General features: G+C 64.5%; 16 protein-coding genes and 1 tRNA gene. 5 read left to right on the forward strand and 12 right to left on the reverse strand.

From position 1 onward, the window contains the following. Positions 1 to 150 precede the first annotated feature (150 nt). The 7 genes from ACXAF3_RS12505 to rpsU all read right to left on the reverse strand — a co-directional run bounded on the left by ACXAF3_RS12505 (position 151) and on the right by rpsU (position 6,932). A tRNA-Ile gene (locus tag ACXAF3_RS12505) sits at positions 151 to 227 on the reverse strand. Positions 228 to 350: 123 nt separating this feature from the next. Continuing rightward, complete coding sequence (locus tag ACXAF3_RS12510; RefSeq protein ID WP_475112643.1) at positions 351 to 1,421, reverse strand: autotransporter outer membrane beta-barrel domain-containing protein; 1,071 nt, start codon at positions 1,419 to 1,421, stop codon at positions 351 to 353. 138 nt (positions 1,422 to 1,559) lie between these two features. Beyond that, on the reverse strand, positions 1,560 to 1,970 hold the full coding sequence (locus ACXAF3_RS12515; protein WP_475112644.1) for a diacylglycerol kinase: 411 nt from the start codon (positions 1,968 to 1,970) through the stop codon (positions 1,560 to 1,562). Between the two features lie 115 nt (positions 1,971 to 2,085). After that, positions 2,086 to 3,954, reverse strand: coding sequence for an RNA polymerase sigma factor RpoD (gene rpoD, locus ACXAF3_RS12520; protein WP_475112645.1), 1,869 nt, complete (start codon positions 3,952 to 3,954; stop codon positions 2,086 to 2,088). A 216-nt stretch (positions 3,955 to 4,170) separates the two neighbouring features. Then, complete coding sequence (gene dnaG, locus ACXAF3_RS12525) at positions 4,171 to 6,081, reverse strand: DNA primase (protein WP_475112646.1); 1,911 nt, start codon at positions 6,079 to 6,081, stop codon at positions 4,171 to 4,173. 35 nt (positions 6,082 to 6,116) lie between these two features. Beyond that, on the reverse strand, positions 6,117 to 6,563 hold the full coding sequence (locus ACXAF3_RS12530; protein ID WP_475112647.1) for a GatB/YqeY domain-containing protein: 447 nt from the start codon (positions 6,561 to 6,563) through the stop codon (positions 6,117 to 6,119). Between the two features lie 153 nt (positions 6,564 to 6,716). Further along, entirely contained in the window at positions 6,717 to 6,932 is a 216-nt protein-coding gene (rpsU, locus tag ACXAF3_RS12535; RefSeq protein ID WP_020411530.1) for a 30S ribosomal protein S21, read from the reverse strand. 215 nt (positions 6,933 to 7,147) lie between these two features. On the opposite strand from rpsU, the gene tsaD reads away from it, so the two are divergent. From tsaD to folK, 3 genes are read left to right on the forward strand one after another with little or no spacing between them, the layout of a single operon-like run. Beyond that, positions 7,148 to 8,182, forward strand: a complete 1,035-nt coding sequence (gene tsaD, locus ACXAF3_RS12540) for a tRNA (adenosine(37)-N6)-threonylcarbamoyltransferase complex transferase subunit TsaD (protein WP_475112648.1) — start codon at positions 7,148 to 7,150, stop codon at positions 8,180 to 8,182. Between the two features lie 3 nt (positions 8,183 to 8,185). After that, positions 8,186 to 8,566 (forward strand): dihydroneopterin aldolase, encoded by a 381-nt coding sequence (gene folB, locus ACXAF3_RS12545; RefSeq protein ID WP_475112649.1) that lies wholly within the window; start codon positions 8,186 to 8,188, stop codon positions 8,564 to 8,566. A gap of 2 nt (positions 8,567 to 8,568) precedes the next feature. Then, positions 8,569 to 9,090 (forward strand): 2-amino-4-hydroxy-6-hydroxymethyldihydropteridine diphosphokinase, encoded by a 522-nt coding sequence (gene folK / locus ACXAF3_RS12550; RefSeq protein ID WP_475112650.1) that lies wholly within the window; start codon positions 8,569 to 8,571, stop codon positions 9,088 to 9,090. Between the two features lie 38 nt (positions 9,091 to 9,128). On the opposite strand, the gene ACXAF3_RS12555 is transcribed toward folK, so the two are convergent. After that, positions 9,129 to 9,857: a pteridine reductase gene (locus tag ACXAF3_RS12555; RefSeq protein WP_475112651.1), complete on the reverse strand. Its 729-nt coding sequence runs from the start codon at positions 9,855 to 9,857 to the stop codon at positions 9,129 to 9,131. Further along, positions 9,850 to 11,070: a multifunctional CCA addition/repair protein gene (locus tag ACXAF3_RS12560; protein WP_475112652.1), complete on the reverse strand. Its 1,221-nt coding sequence runs from the start codon at positions 11,068 to 11,070 to the stop codon at positions 9,850 to 9,852. The genes ACXAF3_RS12555 and ACXAF3_RS12560 overlap by 8 nt, the downstream gene beginning before the upstream one ends. Positions 11,071 to 11,590: 520 nt before the next feature. Between ACXAF3_RS12560 and ACXAF3_RS12565 the strand changes: the two genes are divergently transcribed. After that, entirely contained in the window at positions 11,591 to 12,157 is a 567-nt protein-coding gene (locus tag ACXAF3_RS12565; RefSeq protein WP_475112653.1) for a response regulator transcription factor, read from the forward strand. A gap of 49 nt (positions 12,158 to 12,206) precedes the next feature. On the opposite strand, the gene ACXAF3_RS12570 is transcribed toward ACXAF3_RS12565, so the two are convergent. From ACXAF3_RS12570 to ACXAF3_RS12580, 3 genes are all read right to left on the reverse strand, one after another. Further along, positions 12,207 to 13,793, reverse strand: a complete 1,587-nt coding sequence (locus tag ACXAF3_RS12570; protein ID WP_475112654.1) for a SpoVR family protein — start codon at positions 13,791 to 13,793, stop codon at positions 12,207 to 12,209. Continuing rightward, on the reverse strand, positions 13,793 to 15,073 hold the full coding sequence (locus ACXAF3_RS12575) for a YeaH/YhbH family protein (protein ID WP_475112655.1): 1,281 nt from the start codon (positions 15,071 to 15,073) through the stop codon (positions 13,793 to 13,795). The genes ACXAF3_RS12570 and ACXAF3_RS12575 overlap by 1 nt, the downstream gene beginning before the upstream one ends. A gap of 205 nt (positions 15,074 to 15,278) precedes the next feature. Next, a complete protein-coding gene (locus tag ACXAF3_RS12580) occupies positions 15,279 to 17,201 on the reverse strand; it encodes a PrkA family serine protein kinase (protein ID WP_475112656.1) in 1,923 nt (640 codons plus the stop codon). Positions 17,202 to 17,560: 359 nt separating this feature from the next. Between ACXAF3_RS12580 and galE the strand changes: the two genes are divergently transcribed. Next, positions 17,561 to 18,589 (forward strand): UDP-glucose 4-epimerase GalE, encoded by a 1,029-nt coding sequence (galE, locus tag ACXAF3_RS12585; protein WP_475112657.1) that lies wholly within the window; start codon positions 17,561 to 17,563, stop codon positions 18,587 to 18,589. Positions 18,590 to 18,598 lie beyond the last annotated feature (9 nt).

An 18,598-nucleotide genomic window follows, 5' to 3' on the forward strand; every position in this document is an offset into this window, starting at 1 on the left:
AAAAAGCCCGGAGAACTGCGGCACAGATAATACCGTCGTCGATCTGCCCCCTCTGCAAGAGCGGATAAGTATAGGGGCGCAGACAAAGCCGAGCAGTACCGAAGTGGCTGCGGCAATAATGGCTGCTATTGGGGTGGAATATCGGGGGAATGGTGGGCCCTCCGGGACTTGAACCCAGGACCTGCCGATTATGAGTCGGATGCTCTAACCAACTGAGCTAAGGGCCCCCAAAAAGACACTCGCGTCGAGGCCGCGAGCGGGGTGGCAAAGTACCCGATTTTCCCTTGCGGATCAATGGTTTCCTTTTCCTTCCGGGCCGCGCCCGCCGCCTTGGCGCGGGTTCTCCCGCGCTACCAGGCCCAGTTGAAGCCCAGGTTGGCACTGCCGCCCTGCCAGTCCAGGTCGTCCACCGAGCGCTGGTAGCTGAGGGTGGCGTAGGCGCTGCCGCTTGCGCGCTGCAGCAGCACCAGGCCGCCGCCGGCCTCCAGCCAGGTGGCGCCGCGGTCGTTTTCCAGGCGCAGGCGGCCGTTGAACTCGATTTCGTCGTCGCCGCTCAGGGTGTGCCAGAGGTTGCCGAACAGGTAGTACTGGTTGCGGCCCTCGCGGTTGTAGGCGCGCAGGCCGGCGCGGAAGGTGAGTTCCGGGGTTACGTCCGGTTCCACCCGGGAGATGCCGTCCCAGTAGGCGTTGAAATTGGTGTAGTTGGCGACGATCTGCAGCTGGGGTTCCAGGTTGAACCGCTCGCCGGGCTGCAGGGTGAGGCCGCCTTCGGCGGACAGGCTCAGTTGCGGGCCCTGGATGCGGTCGGCGATCTCGCGCCTGGAGCGGCTCTCCAGTTCGACATAGGCGACCTTGGCGACCAGATCCAGGTAGCTCCGGTCGAGGCGGTAGTCGGTGAAGTAGCCGCCGACATAGTGGCTCTCCAGGCGGTTGCGGCCAGCGTCGAAGTCCCGCAAGCCGCGCGCGAAGCCGCTGACGGCGCCGCTGGCGCGGCTGCTGCCGGCGAACAGTCCCAGTTCCTGGGAGCCCCGGCAACTGGGGCCGGCGTAGAGGTTGCCGCCCAGCTGGAAGCCGCTCAGGTGGCCGTCGAAGCGGCTGTAGACGTCGCCGTCCCAGTTCAGCTCGGCGCTCTGGTGGTAGAGGCGCAGCCAGCCGCTGTTCTCGCCGCTGGCCCAGTTGCGTTGTTCGCCGCGGCGTTTGTGGTAGCTGCCGATTTCGGTCAGGGACAGGTAGTGGGCGAGGGATTTGGCCTGGGCGTAGAGCGGGACTTCCGGGCGGTAGTGGGGCGCCGGACTGATGACAATGCCGCCGGGGCTGGTCCCGGTGGTGTCGGCGAGGAGTGTCTGCGGGCCGGAAAAACTGGCGGCCAGCAGCAGGCCGGCACAGCGTATCAGTGCCGGCCCGGGGCGCGGTCTCGGCATAAACCTTCCCTGGCTTATCGGTTGAACACTTTGGGTATCAAAGTCTAGACGAGCCGCTCCGGCGTGCGGGAAGAGTCATGTGTTTGCGCGCGGCGCTGGCCGGGGCGGGGAGGGCGCCGGGTGGGGCGCCCGCGGCTATCAGGAGATCCAGCGCGGCAGCAGTATGCAGCCCCAGGTGAGCAGCCACAGCAGCAGCGAGATGGACACGGCGGCGGAGGCGGTGTCCTTGGCGGTCTTCGACAGCGGGTGGCGCTCCGGGCCTATGCGGTCTATGGCCGCCTCCACCGCACTGTTGAGCAGTTCGACGATCATGACCAGCAGCGTGGCGCCGATCAGCAGCGCGCGCTCGACGCCGCTGTCGCCGAGCCACAGGGCCAGCGGGATCAGGAAAATGGCCAGGGTGACCTCCTGGCGGAAGGCGGCCTCGTTGCGCCAGGTGGTGCGCAGGCCGTGCCAGGAGTAACTGGTGGCGTCGATCAGGCGGGAGATGCCGGTCTTGCCCGGTTTGTTGACGAATTCTTCCTGCATGGTGTTTTTCTTTCGGCGCATCTGTTTCACCCTCTCCCCGGGCCCTCTGCCGCGTGCGGGAGAGGGGCCCTGGGGCCGGGGCGGTCATGTAAATGTCATAAAAAAGCCCGGCGTTGCCGGGCTTTTCGTCTGGCGCTTAGCCCTCGTCGAGGAAGCTGCGCAGGTGCTCGGAGCGAGACGGGTGGCGCAGCTTGCGCAATGCCTTGGCCTCGATCTGGCGGATACGCTCGCGGGTCACGTCGAACTGCTTGCCCACTTCCTCCAGGGTGTGGTCGGTGTTCATGTCGATACCGAAGCGCATGCGCAGCACCTTGGCCTCGCGCGCGGTCAGGCCGGCGAGCACCGCGCGGGTGGCGTCGTGCAGGCCGGTCTGGGTGGCGGTGTCGATCGGGGACGCCTGGTTGGTGTCCTCGATAAAGTCGCCCAGGTGCGAGTCCTCGTCGTCGCCGATCGGCGTCTCCATGGAGATGGGCTCCTTGGCGATCTTCAGCACCTTGCGCACCTTGTCTTCCGGCATGTCCATGCGCTCGCCCAGCTCTTCCGGGGTCGGCTCGCGGCCCATCTCCTGCAGCATCTGGCGGCTGATGCGATTGAGCTTGTTGATGGTCTCAATCATATGCACCGGGATGCGGATGGTGCGCGCCTGGTCGGCGATGGAGCGGGTGATCGCCTGGCGTATCCACCAGGTGGCGTAGGTGGAGAACTTGTAGCCGCGGCGGTATTCGAACTTGTCCACCGCCTTCATCAGGCCGATGTTGCCCTCCTGGATCAGGTCCAGGAACTGCAGGCCGCGGTTCGTATACTTCTTGGCGATGGAGATCACCAGGCGCAGGTTGGCCTCGACCATTTCCTTCTTGGCGCGGCGCGAGCGGGCTTCGCCGATGGACATGCGGCGGTTGATCTCCTTGATCTGGCCTATGTCCAGGCCGGCGCGCTCCTGGCACTGGGCCAGCTTGCGCTGGGCGCGGATGATTTCGTCCGCCACCTGGCGCAGGGCGTCGGAGTAGTCGCGCTTCTTCTTGATGATGCCGGGGATCCAGTCCTCGTTGATCTCGTTGCCGGGGAATTCCTTGATAAAGGTCTTGCGCGGCATCCTGGCTTTTTTGATGCACAGGTTCATGATGGTGCGCTCTTGCTCGCGCACGTCGTCGAGAATGCTGCGCACCTCGTTGTACAGCGGGTCGAACTGGCGCGGGGCCAGCTTGAAGTAGCGGAAGATCTCGCCCACGGCTTCCATGGCCTCGCCGGCCTGTTTGGAGTCGCGGCCGTGCTTCTTGATCGCGGCGTCGGCCTTCTTCTGCGCGGCGATCAGCTTCTTCATGCGCTCGGCCAGCTCTTCCGGATCTATGCCGCCGGTGCTCTCATCTTCTTCCTGAGTGGCTGAGTCGTCATCGTCGTCGGTGGCGTCGGCGTCATCGGCGGTGTCGTCGCTGCTGGTGGCCTCGGCGGCCTGGCCGGTCTGCGCGCCCGGGGGCACGTCTTCGGCCGGGTCGAGCCAGCCGGCGACTACGTCGGGAATGCGGCGCTCTTCCTTCTCGATCAGGTGGTATTCGTCGATCACCTGCTGCACGGCACCGGGCCAGTAGGCCAGGGCGGCCATCAGCTCGCGCAGGCCCTCTTCGATACGCTTGGCAATGGCGATCTCGCCCTCGCGTGTGAGCAGCTCTACGGTGCCCATCTCGCGCATATACATGCGTACCGGATCGGTGGTGCGGCCCACGTCGGATTCCACCGCGGCCAGGGCGGCGGCGGCTTCGGCAGCGGCGATCTCATCGGCGGAGCTGTCGCCTTCGGCCATCAACAACTCTTCGGCATCGGGGGCGCTTTCGAACACCTTGATGCCCATGTCGTTGATCATGCCGATGATGTCTTCCACCTGATCGGGATCGGAGATGTCCTCCGGCAGGTGGTCGTTCACTTCGGCGTAGGTCAGATAGCCCTGCTCTTTACCGCGGGCGATCAGTTCCTTGATGCGTGAAGTCTGCTGTTGGGTTTTGTCGGTCATGCACAACCCTGAAAAGTAAGGAGAAAATTCGGGACAAAGACGCGGGATTATAGCGTATTTGCGATAGCAATAACCACCGTGGCTGTCAAGAGACGCCTGGTGCGATATGTGGGCTCTTCGGTTCCCGATCCCGTCCGGGGGTCAGAGATTATGGTGCTGCGCCGAGGCTTTTCAAGGGCCGCGGGGCTGATTTTCCCACCCGGATATGGCGCCGGGCTACTCGTGTTTGCGCCAGTTGGCCAGCAGGACCAGCTGTTCCTCGGCGCTGGCGCCCTTCAGCCGCTCCAGCAGCTCGCGCTTGCGCCGCTTCTGCTCGGCCAGTTCCAGGCGCCGCAGGCAGTCGGCGAATTCGGCCTCGGGGTCGTACTCCAGCTGTTCGTCGCCCTGGGCCAGCTGGCGCACGCCGCTGACCAGCTGCGACGCGGCCAGCTTCGCCAGGGTGTCGCAGGAATCCGCCCCGCGGTGGGCGCGCCAGTAGCCGAGCAGCTTGTTCAGATTGTAGTCGGGGCGGCTCTGCAGCAGTTCCACCAGGTCCGCGAACAGTTGCAGATCCGGGTCGCCGGCGGCGCGGAAGCGCTCGATGTCGTCTACCTGCCCGGCCAGGCGCGGGTGGTGCAGCAGCAGCGCGATCAGCATGCGCTCCGGCGGCAGGAGGTACTGGCCGTTGCGGCGCGGTGGCGGCACCGGGTGCCGGGGCGCCTCGGTGTCGGATTCGGGGGGCGGCGCTTCGCCCGCGGCCGGCGGCGCGGCGGGCTGCGGCGCCGGTTGCGGCTGGGACTGCGCGGCGCGGGCCTTTTCCGCGCTGATGACCTCCTGCAGCGTTTCCCTGTCCAGGCCGGTGCGCGCGGCCAGCTGCTGGAACATCAGCTGGCGGTAGACGCCCTCCGGCAGCAGGTCGAGCAGCGGTGCGGCCAGCTTCGACAGGCGCGCGCGCCCGTCCATGGTCTGCAGGTTGATACCCTCGCCGAGCAGGTCGAACAGGAAGTCCTCCAGCGGCCGCGCCTGCTCGTCCAGCAGCTGCCCGAAGCGCTCGCCGCCCACCTGGCGCACCAGGGTGTCCGGGTCCTCGCCCTCGGGCAACAGCAGGAAGCGCAGGCTGCGGCCGTCCTGCATTTGCGGCAGCGCGGCCTCGAGGGCGCGCCGGGCCGCGGCGCGGCCGGCGCGGTCGCCGTCGAAGCAGAACACCAGCTCCGGCGCGTGGCGGAAGGCCAGCTGGATATGCTCCTCGCCGCAGGCGGTGCCGAGGGTGGCCACGGCGCAGCGGATGCCGAACTGGGCCAGGGCCACCACGTCCATATAGCCCTCCACCACGATCAGCCGCTCCAGGCTGCGGTTGGCCTGGCGCGCCTCCCACAGGCCGTAGAGTTCGCGCCCCTTGTGGAAGATGGGCGTCTCGGGGGAGTTCAGGTATTTCGGCTTGTCGTCCCCGAGCACGCGCCCGCCGAAGGCGATGGTGCGGCCGCGCTGGTCGCGGATCGGGAAGATGATGCGGTCGCGGAAGCGGTCGTAGTGGTGGCGCCTGCCGGGCTCGGTTCGGCCGTCGCTGTCCTGGCGGCGGATGGCGAGACCGGCCTGTTCGAGCAGGTCGGCCTTCTCGGCGGTGTCGCCCAGCGCGTTGAGCAGGTTGTCCCAGCCAGGCGGCGCCAGGCCGATACCGAAGTCCCGCGCTATCTCGCCGGACAGGCCGCGGTTGCGCAGGTAGGCGATGGCGCGGCCGGCGGCCGGGTGGTCGCGCAGCTGCTTGCGGTAGAAGTCGGCGGCCTGCTCGGTGAGCTGGTACAGGGACTGGCTTTCGCGCTGGCGCCGCTCCTGGCCCGGGGCCAGCTGCTCGCGCGGCACTTCGAGGCCCAGGCTCGAGGCGAGCTTCTCCACCGCCTCGGGAAAGCCGAGGCGGTCGTATTCCATCAGGAAGCCGATGGCATTGCCGTTGGCGCCGCAGCCGAAGCAGTAGTAGAACTGCTTGTCCGGGCTGACGGTGAAGGATGGCGTCTTCTCGTCGTGGAAGGGGCAGCAGGCGGCGTAGTTCTTGCCGGTCTTGCGCAGCTTGACCCGGCTGTCCACCAGCTCGACGATATCCGCCCGCGCGAGCAGGTCGTCGATAAAATGCTGGGGTATCTTGCCGGCCATAAATGCTCGTAATTCTCGGGGGTAGCCGAGTCGGGTCAGCCGAGCCGCGCCCTGACCAGCTTGCTGACCGCGCCCATATCGGCGCGGCCCTGTACCTGGGGCTTCACCAGGGCCATGACCTTGCCCATATCCGCCATGTCGGAGGCGCCGGTCTCCTCGATCGCGGCGGCGACTATCTCGGCGATCTCCTCCTCGGACAGCTGTTCCGGCAGGAACTCCTGGATCACGTCGATTTCCGCCTGCTCTACCGCCGCCAGCTCCGCGCGGCCGGCCTTCTCGTACTGGGCGATGGAGTCGCGGCGCTGCTTGGTCATCTTGTCCAGCAGGGCGAGGATGCGGGCGTCGTCCAGTTCGATGCGCTCGTCCACTTCCACGCGTTTGATCTCGGCATTGATCAGGCGCAGGGTCGCCAGGCGCTCCTTGTTGCGGGCTTTCATCGCGTCTTTGGTGGCCTGGGCCAGGGTGTCCTTGAGGGTACTCATGGTTCTTGTTCCGTTTCCGTGCGGGGTGTTCGTCAGTGTTTGTGTGAAGGTCACAAGAATAGCGTTTCCCGGACAAACAAAAAACGGCGCGCGAGACTGGCTCGGGCGCCGTTTTCGGATTCCGCTGCGGGATCTGCCCCGCCCGGCGACCTGTTAGTACAGGCGCTGGAACTTGCGGTTTTCGCGCTGCAGCTTTTTGGCGTGACGCTTTACAGCGGCAGCGGCTTTGCGCTTGCGCACCGCAGTCGGCTTCTCGTAGAACTCGCGACGACGTACTTCAGACAGTACACCGGCTTTTTCACAGGAGCGCTTGAAGCGGCGCAGGGCGATATCGAAGGGTTCGTTGTCTTTGATTCGTACAGAGGGCATTAGGATACCTGTAAAATTCGTTTCTCTCGGCCTTTCCGGCATTGCTGATACGCATCTCGCAGTTGCAACCCGGCGGCCGGTTCACAGCGAGGGCGCAAATTCTAAACACTTGAATCGGCGATCGCAAGCCTCTTTTCGAGTATGATAGCGCCCCTCCGAACCAGTCCGTAATCGCGGTGCTGGGGCCAGTCACCAGTACAGTTTAGAGAGATGCAGTGCGAGTTCTGGGTATAGAAACCTCCTGCGACGAGACAGGCGTCGCGATATACGACACCGAGCAGGGGTTGCTTGGTCACGCCCTGTTCAGCCAGGTGGATCTGCACGCCGATTACGGCGGCGTAGTGCCGGAACTGGCCAGTCGCGACCATGTGCGCAAACTGCTGCCGCTGGTGCGCCAGGTGATGCGCAAGACGGGCACCCGGCCGGCCGACCTGGACGGTGTCGCCTATACCGCCGGCCCCGGTCTCGTCGGCGCGCTGATGGTGGGCGCCTGCGCCGGGCGCGCGCTGGCCTACGGCTGGGGCATTCCGGCGGTGGCGGTGCACCATATGGAGGGCCACCTGCTGGCGCCGATGCTCGAAGAGCGGCCGCCGGCCTTCCCGTTTGTCGCGCTGCTGGTGTCCGGCGGCCACACCCAACTGGTGGATGTGCGCGGCCTCGGCGACTATGCACTGATGGGCGAGTCTCTGGACGACGCCGCCGGCGAGGCCTTCGACAAGGCGGCCAAGATGCTGGATCTGGATTACCCCGGCGGCCCGCGCCTGGCGGCGCTGGCGGAAAAGGGCGACCCGCAGCGCTTCACCTTCCCGCGGCCGATGACCGACAGACCGGGGCTGGATTTCAGCTTTTCCGGCCTCAAGACCTACACGCTGACCACGGTGCGCGAGCACGCGTTGGCGGACGGTCTGCCGGACGAGCAGACCTGTGCCGATATCGCCGCGGCCTTCCAGGAGGCGGTGGTGGACACCCTGGTGATCAAGTGTCGCCGCGCGCTAAAGGCCTCCGGTCACAAGACCCTGGTGATCGCCGGCGGCGTGTCCGCCAACAAGCTGCTGCGCGCGCGCCTGGAAGCGAAGTTGCGCGAGGATGGCGCCAGTGTCTTCTATCCGCGCCACGAGTTCTGCACCGACAACGGCGCCATGATCGCCTACGCCGGCTGCCTGCGCCTGCGGGCCGGGGAGGCGTCGGATCTGGCGATCGAAGTGCGGCCGCGCTGGCCGATGACTGATTTGAGTGGGAGCCTCAACTGACCCATGGATATCGTTTATATACGGGACCTGAAGGTGGATACCATTATCGGTATCTACGATTGGGAGCGCGAGGTGCGCCAGACGGTGAGCCTGGATCTGGAGATGGCCTTCGATATCAGCGAGGCGGCACGCACCGACAATATCGAGCACACCCTCAACTACAAGGCGGTGGCCAAGCGGCTGATCGCGTTTATCGAGGGCAGCGAGTTCCTGCTGGTGGAGACAATGGCGGAGCAGGCAGCGGCCATAGTGCGCGAGGAGTTCGGGGTGTCCTGGCTGCGCCTGCGGCTGTCCAAGCCCGGCGCGGTGCGCGGCTCCCGCGATGTGGGGGTCATCATCGAGCGCGGCGAGCGGCCGGAGCGCGGCGCCGCGGCGGGAGTGTGAGTGTGGCACAGGTATTCCTAAGCCTCGGCAGCAATATCGACCGGGAGCGCCATATCCGCGCCGGCCTCGATGCGCTGGCGCGGCAGTTCGGCGAGCTGCAGGTGTCGCGCGTGTTCGAGAGTGTCGCCGTGGGTTTCGACGGCGACAACTTCTACAACCTGGTGGTCGGGATACACACGGATCTGCCGGTGGGCCGGCTGGCCCTGCGCCTGCGCGAGATCGAGGACGCCAACGGGCGCCTGCGCGCCGGCCCCAAGTTCAGCGCGCGCACCCTGGATATCGATATCCTTCTCTATGACGACCTGGCCGGCACCATCGACGGCGTCAAACTGCCGCGCGCGGAGATCGAGAAAAACGCCTTCGTGCTGCAGCCGCTGGCGGAACTGGCGCCGGAACGGCGGCACCCGCTGACCGGCAAGACCTTTGCCGAGATGTGGGCCGAGTACGACAAGACGCAGCAGAAGCTGTGGGCGGTGGAGTTCTGCTGGCCGCGGGAATCCTCCGGCGGCGACGGGCGCCAGTAAACCTTTTCCCTATCGCCCGGCCGCCGCGTCGGGCGGCGTCATATATTGAGGCTGCGGCCGCCGTCCACGGCGATCACCTGGCCGCTGATATAGGGCGCCTCGCTGACCAGGAAGCGCACAGTCCGCGCTATATCCGCCTCGCTGCCGGTGCGCGCCAGCGGGATGCGCGCGAGAATCCGCGCCTTGGCTTCTTCGCCGACATTCTCCTGCTCCGGCCAGAGTATGGCGCCGGGGGCCACCGCATTGACGCGCACGTCGGGCGCCAGTTCCAGCGCCAGGCTCTTGGTCAACATCACCAGGCCCGCCTTGGCGGCGCAGTAGATCGGGTGCCCGGGCATCGGCCGCTCGGCGTGTATATCCGCCATATTGACGATGCAGCCCCGGTCCCGCGCCAGCGACTCCGCCAGCGCCTGACTGAGGAAGAAGGGCGCCTTCAAGTTGCTGCCGATCAGCTGCTCCCACTGGGCCTCGCCGGCGCTGCCCAGTGGGGTTGGGAAAAAGGCGGAGGCGTTGTTGACCAGCAGGTCTATGCCGCCCCAGTGGCGCAGGGCCTGTTCGGCCAGCCGCTCGCAGTCGGCGGCGGAGCCCAGTTCGCTGTGCAGCGCGACGGCGGAATCCGGGCGTATCCGGTTCAGCTGCTCCACCAGCTGCCGGGCCGCGTCGGCGGAGCTGCGGTAGTGGACGACCACGCGGTGGTCCCGGTGCAGCTCGCGGGCAATGGCGCGGCCGAGGCGGGCGGCGGCGCCGGTGATCAGTGCGTTACGCAACGTAGGCTTCCTTTACTTTGGCGATGGCGCGCACGCGCGCGCGGTCCAGGGCCTTGCCCAGTTCGGCGCCCTCGTAGCCCTGGGCCATCAGCTCGTCCGGGGTGACCGCGGCGGCGGCTTTGCGCACCGCGCGCAGGTAGTCCACCTGCGGGTATTCCCTGTCCTGCAGGCCCTTGCGGCCGCGGGCGTCCGCCTCGCAGGCGAGCAGGAACTGCTCGAACCGTTCCGGGCGGCGCAGCGCGTCCAGGGCGCGCAGCACTTTCATCAATGTCTGCGGCCGCAGCTCGAACGCCTTGTGGCAGTGCAGGTGGTATTCGCACACCCCGGCGGCCAGCGCCGCCAGCTGCCTGGGAACGCGCCAGCGTTTGCACAGGTCGCGCACCAGCGGCAGGCCGGCCACCTCGTGGCCGCGGTGGCTCGGCAGTATTTCCTGCGGCGTGACCCCCTTGCCGAGGTCGTGCACCAGCACCGCGAAGCGCACCGGCAGCTCCGGGGCGGACACGCGCAGGGCCATCAGTACGTGTTCGCCGGTATCGACTTCCGGGTGGTATTGGGGCGGCTGGGGGATGCCGAACAGCCGCTCCAGCTCCGGCATCAGTATCGCGAGGGCGCCGCAGTCGCGCAGCACGCGGATAAAGATATCCGGGTCCGGCTCGGTCAGGGCGCGGCTGATTTCCTTCCACACCCGTTCGGCGACCAGGTGTTGCACTTCGCCCGCGTCCACCATCTGCCGCATCAGCGCCATGGTGTCATCGGCGACGGTGAAGCCCAGGTGGTGGTAGCGGGCGGCGAAGCGGGCCACGCGCAGGATGCGCAGTGGGTCTTCGGCGAAGGCCGGGGATACGTGGCGCAGCAGGCGGGCCTCGAGGTCGGCGCGGCCGCCGTAGGGGTCGATCAGTTCGCCGTCTTCGCTCTCGGCCATCGCGTTGATGGTGAGGTCGCGGCGCTGCAGGTCCTGCTCCAGGGTGACATCCGGCGCCGCGTGTACCGTGAAGCCGCCGTAGCCGTGGCCGCTCTTGCGCTCGGTGCGCGCTAGCGCGTACTCCTCGCGGGTCTGCGGGTGCAGGAATACCGGGAAGTCCTTGCCCACCGGGCTGAAGCCGAGCTGGCGCATCTGCGCCTCATCGGCGCCGACCACCACCCAGTCCCGTTCGTTGACCGGCCGCTTGAGCAGCCTGTCGCGTACGGCGCCGCCGACGAGGTAGACCTTCACGGGCCGGGCTCCGGTTTGGATGGGGTTGGGTGCCGGGGTGATCTGTGTACAGCCATAAATCCGTCAATTCCGGCGCCGCCCGCGAACGGGATCGGTGAGAGATGGGGTGAGAACTGGAGTTTCGGCAAGATAAAAAAAAGGCCCCGAAAATACAAGGGGGCCCAGGGTCTTAGGGTATTCGCTAGGGGAATATCCATTCGCCATTCAAAGAGACTGTCGCGCCGCTGAGGGGCGCCATCGGCAGCCAACAATTCCGCCGATACGTGACCATTCTATGCAACCTGACATAACTGTCAACTATACCTTTCAGTATTTTTTGAGGGGGTGTCCACGCCGTTCGTCAATAGCCTATGGAAGCCGAGCTTCAAACTGAATTTGCTGTGTTGGGCAGCATAATTTGTAAGGGCATTTCGATAAAACAGGATAATTTCGCGTTAAACTACGGTTTTCAGTTGCTTGTTGCGCAAATACACATCGGAGTGCCTGACAGTAATCGCAGGATGTTGGGGGAATAATAAAGATGAACGAACTGCATGTGCTTACTACTGGGGAGGCGGCGAAGTATTGCGGGGTGAATTTTCGCACCGTGATTCGCTGGATCGAGCGGGGCCAGCTGAAGGCATACAAGCTGCCTGGGCGCGGCGACCACCGTATCTGCGTCGAGGACTTTGTCGGCTTCCTGCGCGACAACGCCATGCCGGTGCCCTCTGAGCTGGCCGCTGCCAGCCGCAAGGTACTGTTGCTGGCCAGCGATCCGGAGCTGACCGCCGCTGGCCGCCAGGCCCTGCAGCAGGCGGGTTGCGACGTCGAGGTGGCCGGGGACAGCTTTGTCGCAGGCACCCTGATGGCGGGCTGCAAGCCTGCGCTGATGGTGATCGATGCCAATCTGGTGGGGGGCGGTGGCTTTCAGATCCTGGACCACCTGCGCTCGCGCAGTGAATACGCCAATGTGCGCGTGCTGGTGATAGCCCCGGCGGGCGAGCGGAACCCGCAGCGCTGGCTGGATGCCGGTGCCGACGCGCTGGTGGCACACCCGGGCGAGCGCGCTGAGCTGGCGGCCAAGGTGAAGCTGCTACTCGAAATGTGATTCGTGGTTGGTGGCCAGTTGTTCGCTGGCCCCGACCGTCCGCCACTCTTCAGATGGGTTTCGGCACCAACATCGATTCCTCTTCCCTGTCGGTGCGGTCGCGGCCCTGTTCCGGGCAGTGATAGCTGGCGGTTATCTCATCGCCGTGCAGGCTGTGCAGGTGTACGTCAAACCCCCACAAGCGGTGCAGATGGCGCAGCACCTCGCCGGTGTCCTTGCCCAGCGGGCGGCGGCGGTGCTGGGTGTGGTGCAAAGTCATTGAGCGGTCGCCGCGGGTTTCCACCGAGTAGACCTGGATATTGGGCTCGCGGTTGCCCAGATTGTACTGCCCGGCCAGGTTGGCGCGCAGCTGCCGGTAGCCGTCTTCGTCGTGGATGGCGCTGACGACTATCTCGTTCTCGCGGTCGTTGTCGCTGATGCAGAAGAGTTTCAGGTCGCGCATCACTTTCGGCGACAGGAACTGCAGGATAAAGCTCTCGTCCTTGAAGTCGCGCATCGCGAACTGCAATGTCTCCTTCCAGTTGCTCCCCGCGATGTCGGGAAACCACTGCCGGTCCTCGTCCGTCGGGTTCTCGCAGATGCGCCGCAGGTCGCTGAAGATACTGAACCCCAGTGTGTAGGGGTTGATGCCGCTGTAGTAGGGGCTGTCGAAGGAGGGCTGGTAGATCACATTGGTGTGACTCTGCAGGAACTCCATCATGAAACCATCGGTCACGCGACCGCGCCGGTAGAGCTCGGTGAGCAGTGTGTAGTGCCAGAAGGTGGCCCAGCCCTCGTTCATCACCTGGGTCTGGCGCTGGGGGTAGAAGTACTGGGCCAGCTTGCGCACGATGCGCACCAGCTCCCGCTGCCAGTTCTCCAGTAGCGGCGCATTCTTTTCGATGAAATACAGGATGTTTTCCTGGGGTTCCTCCGGGAAGCGCACCTCTTCGACCGCCTCCTCCCCGTCGCCCAGCTTCGGGATGGTTCGCCACAGGTCGTTCAGCTGGCGCTGGCGGTACTCCTCCCGCTCCTTCTGCCGGCGCTCCTCCTCCACCGCCGAAATCGGGTAGGGGCGTTTGTAGCGGTCGACGCCGTAGTTCATCAGTGCGTGGCAGGAGTCCAGTATCGCCTCCACCTCGTCGAGCCCGTAGCGCTCCTCGCAGCGGGCGATATAGTTCTTGGCGAAGATCAGGTAGTCGATGATGCTGCTGGCGTCGGTCCAGGAGCGGAACAGGTAGTTGCCCTTGAAGAAGGAGTTGTGCCCGTAGCTGGCGTGGGCGATGACCAGCGCCTGCATCGTCATGGTGTTTTCCTCCATGAGGTAGGCGATGCAGGGGTTGGAGTTGATGACGATCTCGTAGGCCAGCCCCATCAGGCCGCGCTGGTAGTTGTTTTCGACACTGATGAACTGCTTGCCGAAGGACCAGTGGTGGTAGCCCACCGGCATGCCCACCGAGGAGTAGGCGTCCATCATCTGTTCGGAACTGATCACCTCTATCTGGTTGGGGTAGGTGTCCAGACCGAATTCGTCGGCCAGTTCCGCGATGGCGCGGTCGTACTCCTGAATCAGCTCGAAGGTCCACTCGGAGCTGGTGGAGATGGGGCGGCGGGATTCTGACTCGGGGGCGCTGCCGGTGGTAAGGGAATCTAGCATCAGACGGCCACCTTCTGGCTGAACAATTGGCGGAAGACCGGGTAGATGTCCTGCACGTCGACAATCTGCTCCATGGCGAAGTGATTCGGGAAGAGGGTGCGGACACTCTCGTACTCTTCCCACAGCGCCTGGTGGTCCCTCGGCGTGATTTCCACGTAGGAGTAGTACTGCACCTGAGGCATGATGTCGTCGATCAGTATCTTGTGGCAGGTGCTGGAGTCGTCGTTCCAGTTGTCGCCGTCGGAGGCCTGAGCGCCGTAGATGTTCCACTCACTGGCCGGATAGCGCTCGCGCATGATGCGGCGCATCAGCTTCAGCGCGCTGGACACAATGGTGCCGCCGGTCTCGCGGGAGTAGAAAAACTCCTCTTCGTCCACCTCCTTGGCGCTGGTGTGGTGGCGGATAAACACCACTTCCGTGTACTCGTAGCTGCGCTGCAGGAACAGGTACAGCAGCAGGAAGAAGCGCTTGGCCATGTCCTTGGTGGCCTGGTTCATGGAGCCGGACACATCCATCAGGCAGAACATGACCGCGCGCGAACGCGGCCGCGGCTGGCGCACCAGCAGGTTGTATTTGAGATCGAAGTCGTCGAGAAAGGGCACCCGGTCTATGCGCCGGCGCAATTCGGCAATACCTTCGCGCAGGGACTCGATCTTGCGCTGATCGCGCAGCGCCGGGTCCTTGGCTTCCTCCTGTTCCAGCTCAAATTCCAGCGCGCGCATATTGCGCCGCTTGCTGCTGGTCAGCGCGATGCGCCGCGCGTTGGCGGCGCGCAGGGAGCGCACCACATTGAGGCGCCCGGGCGTGCCCTCGTTGCTGATGCCGGCGCGCACCACCTGGAAGGACTCGTTGCCGGCCAGGCGGCGCTTGACCATATTGGGCAGCTGCAGCCCTTCGAACATAAAGTCGAGGAACTCTTCCTGGGAGATCTGGAAGACAAAGTCGTCCACTCCCTCGCCGCTGTCGCTGGCGGCGCCACCGCCGCCCCCGCTGCCCGCCTGCTGCCCCTGGCGGGGTATGCGGTCGCCGGGGACAAATTCCTTGTTGCCGGGCAGAACCCGCTCCACATGGCCGCCGGCGCCGTGGGAGAAAATCGGTTCGCTGATATCGCGGGTGGGGATGCTGATGCGTTCGCCCTTGTCCATATCGGTAATGGAGCGGCTGTTCATCGCCTCTCCGACCGCTTTTTTGATATGAGCCTTGTAGCGGCGCAGGAATCGCTGGCGGTTTACCGTGCTTTTTTTCTTGCCGTTCAGGCGGCGGTCGATAATGTAACTCATATTACTGCCTCTTATACGAACGATACCTTTAGCGGGCCGCAGTGGCGGCTCTGCTGCTGGGGGGCAATTTTCGAGACGCGCCGTGAACCCATCCATGGGGGCTTGTCGGCGAGGTCCCTCTCGCCGACTGTCTCGAAAATTGCCCCCAGCATCAGAGCCTTTGCGTCACGTTTCGAGCACCATTCGCACTGACCGCTCCAATTTATTACTGCGACTTGCGCACCCGCAGATACCACTCGGATAGCAGCCGCACCTGTTTCTCGGTATAGCCCCGCTCGACCATGCGCGCGACGAAGTCCGCGTGCTTCTTCTTGTCGTCCGCGGAGGCCTTGGTGTTGAAGGAAATTACCGGCAGCAGATCCTCGGTGTTGGAGAACATCTTCTTCTCGATGACCGCGCGCAGTTTCTCGTAGGAGCGCCAGTCCGGGTTCTTGCCCTGGTTGTTGGCGCGGGCGCGCAGTACGAAGTTGACTATCTCGTTGCGGAAATCCTTCGGGTTGGAGATGCCGGCGGGCTTCTCAGTTTTTTCCAATTCCTCGTTCAGCGCGCCGCGATCGAGGATCTCGCCGGTTTCCGGGTCGCGGTACTCCTGATCCTGGATCCAGAAGTCGGCGTAGGTGACATAGCGGTCGAACAGGTTCTGACCGTACTCGGCGTAGGACTCCAGGTAGGCGGTCTGGATTTCCTTGCCGATGAATTCCACATAGCGCGGCGCCAGGTATTCCTTGATGAAGCCGAGGTAGTTCTCCTGCACCTCCGGTGGGAACTGCTCCTGTTCTATCTGCTGTTCCAGCACATACAGCAGGTGCACCGGGTTGGCGGCCACCTCGGTGGCATCGAAGTTGAACACCTTGGACAGAATCTTGAACGCGAAGCGGGTGGAGAGGCCGTTCATGCCCTCGTCGACACCGGCGTTGTCGCGGTACTCCTGGATGGTTTTCGCCTTCGGATCCGTGTCCTTCAGGTTTTCGCCGTCGTAGATGCGCATCTTGGAGTAGATGCTGGAATTCTCCGGGTTCTTGATCCGCGACAGCACCGAGAACTGCGCCAGCATGCGCAGCGTGTCCGGTGCACAGGGCGCCTTGGACAGGGAGCTGTTTTCCAGCAGCTTCTGGTAGATCTTGATCTCCTCCTGCACCCGCACGCAGTAGGGCACCTTGACGATATAGATGCGGTCGAGGAAGGCCTCGTTGTTGCGGTTGTTGCGGAAGGACTGCCACTCGGATTCGTTGGAGTGGGCGAGGATGGTGCCGTTGAATGGAATGGAGCCCAGGCCCTCGGTGCTGTTGTAGTTGCCCTCCTGGGTCGCGGTCAGCAGCGGGTGCAGCACCTTGATCGGCGCCTTGAACATCTCCACGAACTCCATCAGCCCCTGGTTGGCGCGGCACAGGCTGCCGGAGAAGCTGTAGGCATCCGGATCGTTTTGCGGGAAGTCCTCCAGCTTGCGGATATCCACCTTGCCCACCAGGGAGGAGATATCCTGGTTGTTTTCGTCTCCGGGCTCGGTCTTGGAGATGGCCACCTGGTCGAGAATTGACGGGCGTATCTTCACGACGCGGAACTGGCTGATATCGCCCTTGAACTCATGCAGCCGCTTCACCGCCCAGGGCGACATGATGGTGTTCACATAGCGCCGCGCGATGCCGTAATCCTCCTCCAGTATCTGGCCGTCCTCGTCCGGCGAGAAGAGGCTGAGGGGGGATTCGAACACCGGCGAGCCCTTGATGGCGTAGATGGGGATCTTCTCCATCAGCGCCTTGAGGCGCTCCGCCAGGGACGACTTGCCGCCGCCCACCGGGCCCAGCAGGTAGAGGATCTGCTTCTTCTCTTCCAGGCCCTGGGCCGCGTGGCGGAAGAAGGAGACGATCTGCTCTATCGCCTCCTCCATGCCGTAGAATTCGCTGAAGGCCTTGTAGCGCTTGATGACCTTGTTGGAGAAGATGCGAGACAGGCGCGGATCGCGGGAGGTGTCCACCAGCTCCGCCTCGCCGATGGCCATCAGCATACGCTCGGCGGGGGAGGCGTAGGCACTGCGGTCGGTTTTGCACAGTTCCAGGTATTCCTGAATGCTGAGCTCTTCATCCTGGATGGACTCGTACCTCTCCAGGTAGTGGTTGAAAATCGTCATGATGTACAGCTCCCTGTAGCGTGTCGGACAGCGTTTGGCGTCCTGCCAGTCGCGCTGGATAAAGGCACAGCTTACTGCTTCAAATGTGCGTCTAACCCGAGGGGTCGGCGACCGGGGCGCGGAGCTGTTGCCGGGCTCCGCATTTACTGGGATGCGCGTGGGCGCGAAACACTATCTTTATTACCAGTGGCATCTCTTTGCCGCGCGGAAGCAAATGCGAAATGACCTCCCGCACTTCCAGCATAGCTTTCCGTGCAACCGCGGCGGCGAACTGGCGCCATCACGGGTTGAATTAGGCGGCAGTTTTGCGCTCTACTAGGCGCCGTCTTGAGAACTCAAAGTGATTAAAGGATTTCGCGATGGCGATTCTGGTGACCGGCGGCGCCGGTTATATCGGCAGTCACACCTGTGTTGAACTGCTCGCGGCCGGCTGGGCGCCGGTGGTGGTGGACAATCTGAGCAACAGCAGCGCCGAGGCGCTGCACCGGGTCGAGGCCATCGCCGGGCGCCAGGTGCCCTTCCACCGGGCGGATATCGGCGACGCCGAGGCTCTGCGCGAAATCTTTTCCCGCTACGACATAGAAGCGGTAATCCATTTCGCCGGACTGAAGGCGGTGGGGGAGTCGGTGGCGCAGCCGCTCCGCTACTACCAGAACAATGTTGCGGGGACCCTGACCCTGTGCCAGGTCATGGCGGAATTCGGCGTGCACCAGCTGATCTTCAGCTCTTCCGCCACCGTCTACGGCGACCCGGCCAGTGTGCCCATTCGCGAAAATTTCCCCACCGGCGCGACCAACCCCTACGGTGCCAGCAAGCTGATGGTGGAGGACATACTGCGCGACTTCTGCGCGGCGCCGGAGAGCCGCTGGAAAGTCAGCCTGCTGCGCTACTTCAACCCGATCGGTGCCCACCAGAGTGGCCTTATCGGCGAGGATCCGCGCGGTATACCGAACAATCTGCTGCCCTATGTGGCCCAGGTGGCGGTGGGGCGGCTGCCGCAGCTGCAGGTGTTCGGCGACGATTACGACACCGTCGACGGCACCGGCGTGCGCGACTATATCCACGTGGTCGACCTGGCCCGCGGCCACCTGGCGGCGCTGGAGAAGCTGCGCCGCGAAGACACGGGAGAGGGCTGCTACACCTACAACCTGGGTACCGGCCGCGGCAGCTCGGTACTGGAAATAGTGCGCGCTTTCGAGCGGGCCAGCGGCCGCCAGGTGCCCTACAAAATTGTCCCGCGCCGCCCCGGCGATATCGCCGAGTGCTACGCCGATCCTACCCTGGCGGAGAGAGAGCTGGGCTGGAAGGCCGAGTATGATCTGGAGCGGATGGTCGAGGACACCTGGCGCTGGCAGTCGCAGAACCCGAACGGTTACGCCGCGGGCTGATCCGCTTGC

This window comes from Microbulbifer sp. ABF4_143 (assembly GCF_056160225.1).